A 4,764-nucleotide genomic window follows, 5' to 3' on the forward strand; every position below is an offset into this window, starting at 1 on the left:
ATCGTCGTCGACGACGCCATCGTGGTCGTCGAAAACACTGCACGACTCATCGAAGAAGAAGGCCTGAACGCCAAAGACGCCGCTCGCAAGTCCATGAAAGAGATCACCGGCCCGGTGATCGCGACCACCCTCGTGCTCCTCGCTGTCTTTATCCCCACCGCTGTGCTCCCGGGCATCACCGGCCAGCTCTACCGGCAGTTCGGTGTCACCCTCTCGATCGCAACGGTCCTGTCCAGCATCAACGCGCTCACCCTCAGCCCGGCGCTCTGCGGCATCCTCCTCCGCAAGCAGACCCGCAGGCCCCTCGTGCTCTTCCGCTGGTTCAACGCTGTGCTCGGCGTCGGAACCGCGGCCTACACCTGGACCGTCCGGAGGTCCCTCCGGCTCTCACTGCTCACCGTCGTCGCGTTCCTCGGCATGGTCGCCGGCGTCTTCGGCCTGCTCCGCGCGACCCCGACCGGCTTCATCCCCCTCGAGGACCAGAAGTACTTCTTCGTCAATGTCCAGCTCCCGCCGGCCTCGAAAGAAGCACGCACCGACGAGGTCATGCGTCAGGCCGAGCAGCAGATCCTCGACACACCGGGCGTCGCCGGCGTCGTCTCCATCGGCGGGTTCTCCCTCCTCACCGGCGCCGCCGAACCCAACAGCGGCACCTGCGTGATCATCCTCGATCAGTGGGAAGACCGAACAACCCCGGAAACCTCGATCGAGTCGATCATCGGCAGCCTCTCCGCCAAGCTCTCGGAGATGCCCGAGGCGATCATCTTCCCCTTCCGCCCCCCATCCATCCAGGGGCTCGGCAACTCCGGCGGGTTCGAGATCCAGATCCAAGACCGGGCCGCCGTCGGCCTCGATCTGCTCGAAGACGTCACCAACGACATCATCGACAGCTCCGTTGACTCCGGCCAGATCACCAACCCGTTCACAGCCTTCAGCGTCCGCACGCCAAAGCTCTTCGTCGATATCGACCGCGTCAAAGCCCAGCGTCTCGGCGTCCCGCTCGAGACGGTCTTCGCCACGCTCTCCGGCAACCTCGGCTCCGCCTATGTCAACGACTTCAACGCCTTCGGCCGCGTCTACCAGGTCCGCATGCAGAGCGAGCCGCAGTTCCGGCAGAACCCGAGCGATATCCTGCTCCTCGAGCTCCGCGACGCGCAGGGCGACACCCTCCCGATGTCCTCGATCGCCAAGGTCAACGAGGTCATCGGCCCGTCCACCGTCTACCGCTACAACCTCTACGCCTCCGCCTCGATCTCGGGCGAAGCCGCCGCCGGCGTCAGCACGGGACAGGCACTCGCACAGATGGAACGACTCGCCGAAGCCGAACTGCCCGAGGGACTCGGCTACGAATGGACCGGCACAGCCCTCCAGCAAAAACGGGCCGGCAACGCGGCCCCGATCGCCTTCGCGCTCTCGATCATCTTCGTCTATCTTTTCCTCGCCGCCCAGTACGAGAGCTGGGTGCTCCCGATCACCATCATGGCGACGATCCCCATCGGCATCCTCGGCGCACTCGCCGCGACGCTGCTGCGAGACCTGGACAACAACGTCTACACACAGATCGGGCTCGTGCTCATGGTCGCACTGGTCTGCAAAAACGCGATCCTGATCGTCGAATTCGCCGAGCAACTCCGGCGCGGCGGCAAGCCGGTCGCCCAAGCCACCGTCGAAGCGGCGACCCTCCGCTTCCGGCCGATCCTCATGACCGCCCTCTCGTTCGTCCTCGGCACCGCCCCACTCCTGATCGCCACCGGCGCCGGTGCCAACGGCCGCCAATCCATCGGCACCGCCGTCTTCGGCGGCATGGCCCTGGCCACACTCATCGGCGTGCTGTTCATCCCCGTGCTCTACGGCCTGATCCGACGCATCGTCCGCGGCAAAACATCACCAGCCTGATCGATCGCGGTCCGATGCCACAACACCCACCGTCCCCGCATCCGCATCGCAAGCGCCTGAAACACGGGTACTGCACACCGCTGTCACAGCAGCGACCGACACCCCAAAAGCCACAAAACCGGGAGGCGAGTCGAGCAAAGCCAGGGCAAAATCGGACGCCGGCAAGCTCTTCAGTTCCTTGGAATGGAAACAGGCGCAGCCTTGCCGACGAGAAAGCGGGTGATCGGGATCGAACCGACGACATTCAGCTTGGGAAGCTGACGTTCTACCACTGAACTACACCCGCTAGACGGATTCTCGACTGCAGTTTGCCGGAACCGCCAACTACATTTTCATGCCCGAGATTGCTCTTGAGCTATCGGATTGTACCCATCGATGGCAGAGCATGGGCCCAATCGGAAACAGCGAGTGCCAAAGTTGTGCTTTGCCGCCGCGGCGGGCATCGGGTACCACATCAGATACCGAGCCCACCGGACAAACTCCCCACGGAAACACCGGTTCCGCATCAAGGAAAAGCTCAGGGTCAAGGTCGCATAGATCGCGTACCGCGAGCGGCTCAGCGAGCGCGAGATGCTCAGACCGAAACCGGTCCCCCCGAAGCGTCGGGTGTGCGTCGAGTCGGCCTGGACGAACGGGTCGTACCGCTGCACACGCCCGAGTTGCTCCGGGGTCATGCCGATCCCCATATCAGCCACATCGATGCGGAACCGGTAGCCCCCCTCGCCCGCAGCCGTCGACCGGATACCCACCGCGATCGTTCCCTCGTCGGTGAACTTCAGCGCGTTCACGGCACCGACACTGACACCCGTCGGCAGCTTCGCCAGCTCCACCGGTCTCACCGACGAGACCGTCACTTTCTTTCTCGCGCGGGCAGCCTCCAGGAAGGAAGCGGGCGGCGGCGTGGAGGGCGAGCGGATCACCGTCCACCTCGCCCCCAGGCCGACCGTTCACTCCTGGCTGGCAGAACGATCCAAGCTCGGCACACTGATCGACGCCAAGGTTCTCACCGGGCTGTGGCTGCTCCATGTCCACAACGCAGAAGCGCGGCACACTCTGCAACGAGCACACGCTTCGGGTTCAGCGGCGCCCGACCCACACCCCGGCGAGCCGATCGTGCACACCCCGGTTCGGATGCAGCAGCGCGCTGATGGAATACACCAACGATGCCGCCAGCAACACCCACCCGAGCTGAGCCGCTGCGATCGTGTCGATCCACGTTCCTTTCAAGATCGCGATCGCAACAAGCCCCCCGCTGGGCGCAAGCACCGGCAGCCACATCACCCCCGCTCTGAGCAGCAGCCTGACCCGTGATGCACAACCCGAGCCGGTCACCGCTTCGAGCCCGAACGTGCTCAGCCCCGTCGACTTCTGCCAGAAAGCGAGCACGATGTCAGACAACGCGATGAAGTGCATCATCACAAACACCGCGATGCCCACGCGGCCGGCCCACACCACCGGATCCGACGCCGACGGCGTACTGCTCGCGATACCAAGAAACGTTGCGACCGTCGCGTACCCCGGGATCACGAAGAGCGACGCCGCTCGGAGCCCCCGGCTCACGTCCGACGGCTTGTTCAGCAGTCCGCGGAGCGTCCCCGCCACAAACGTGATCTTCTCGAACGACGCCGAACGCAGGTTCTCCAGCACCGGCCGCGCGTGCAGGGGAACACTCAGCGGATCCACCCGGTCCGCGAGCTGCGAGAGAAATCGCTGCTTCCCACCGACGCTCCCTACCGAGACCGCCCCCGGCCGCGGCCCCTCGATCGGCCATGGCTCGTCCAGCAGCACCGCCCGCCCGTCGTCCGTGATCCAAACATTGTCAAAGCCGTACGCCGGCGCGAGCGTGCCGTCGCGCTCCGCGGCTCGGAGCTCCGAGGCCACGTCGTGCAACCAGAACCGCAGGACCGACCACCGCAGAGAGCCGGCCGCCGTCTGAACCGAGAGCGGCGTACCCCGACCCGCCTCGTACACATCCCAGGCCTCTCCATCGGCCAAGATTTCCTGCAACCACCGCGACCGACCCGGCCTCGCCACCGACCGCCGAGCCGCCGTCAACGCCTGGCCCGAACGCTTCCTGAGCCAGACCCGACGCTTCAGCACCTGGTCCTCCCCCGACAGCCAGCGGCCGGGCACAACGTCACTCTCGACGCGAAACGGACCGATCCGCCGGGACGGTCCGACAGCCTCCGCCGGCTCCGGCGCTACCGGGGCCGCCGGCCGCCGCGATCCACGCGGCCGAACCACGACCCGTGTCCCGCTCGACAGGTCCCACAACGCCGCAAACCCGTTGCTCCGCCGCGCCGTCAGCCAGAGCAGCGCCGCCACCCACGGGCACGCGATCGACAGACCGATGAACAGTGTCACATCCAGCACGCCCCACGCTTCCGCAGGAGCCAACGCGACCGAAAGCGGAACACGGATCCCCTCGATCACACCGATCGGTATCAGCATCCGCACCAGAGCCCGCACAACCCCAGGCGAGCGGCCGTTCCTCCCAACCACACGCAGGTTCATCACCCACTTGCCCAGCCCCGCCCCCCAAACACCCTCGACGACCGTGAAGTAACCGACCCCCGACGCAAGCAGCAGGAGGTGGTACCGCCACGCGTCAAAGCTGAAGTCGTACAACGGCCTGATGAACAGCGACTCCGGACCGACGAGCACCATCAGTGCCGCGTATGTCGGCAGAAACGCCGCGAGATAGTCGATCCATCCCGCGGCCGTACGCTGGGCCTGCGTCGCCGGCTCCGCGACCGCAGAACTCAGCGGCAGCAGTGCATCGCGCAGCGCGGCGTAGCTCCCGTACCGAGAACCGGGCTCTTTCGACAGGCACCGAGACACGATCTGCGAAAGCCCCGGCGGCAGGTC

At 65.8% G+C, this 4,764-nt stretch carries 3 protein-coding genes and 1 tRNA gene; 1 reads left to right on the forward strand and 3 read right to left on the reverse strand.

From position 1 onward, the window contains the following. A partial coding sequence (locus AAGD32_18320; GenBank protein ID MEM8876205.1) for an efflux RND transporter permease subunit occupies positions 1-1,896 on the forward strand: 1,896 nt, incomplete at its 5' end. 214 nt (positions 1,897-2,110) lie between these two features. On the opposite strand, the gene AAGD32_18325 is transcribed toward AAGD32_18320, so the two are convergent. The 3 genes from AAGD32_18325 to AAGD32_18335 all read right to left on the reverse strand — a co-directional run. Further along, positions 2,111-2,182 (reverse strand) — tRNA-Gly (locus tag AAGD32_18325). 46 nt (positions 2,183-2,228) lie between these two features. Beyond that, complete coding sequence (locus AAGD32_18330; GenBank protein MEM8876206.1) at positions 2,229-2,816, reverse strand: ATP-binding protein; 588 nt, start codon at positions 2,814-2,816, stop codon at positions 2,229-2,231. 157 nt (positions 2,817-2,973) lie between these two features. Beyond that, positions 2,974-4,764 (reverse strand): RDD family protein (locus AAGD32_18335; GenBank protein MEM8876207.1); only part of this gene is annotated, 1,791 nt, incomplete at its 5' end.

The organism is Planctomycetota bacterium (genome assembly GCA_039182125.1).
Classification (GTDB): domain Bacteria; phylum Planctomycetota; class Phycisphaerae; order Tepidisphaerales; family Tepidisphaeraceae; genus JBCDCH01.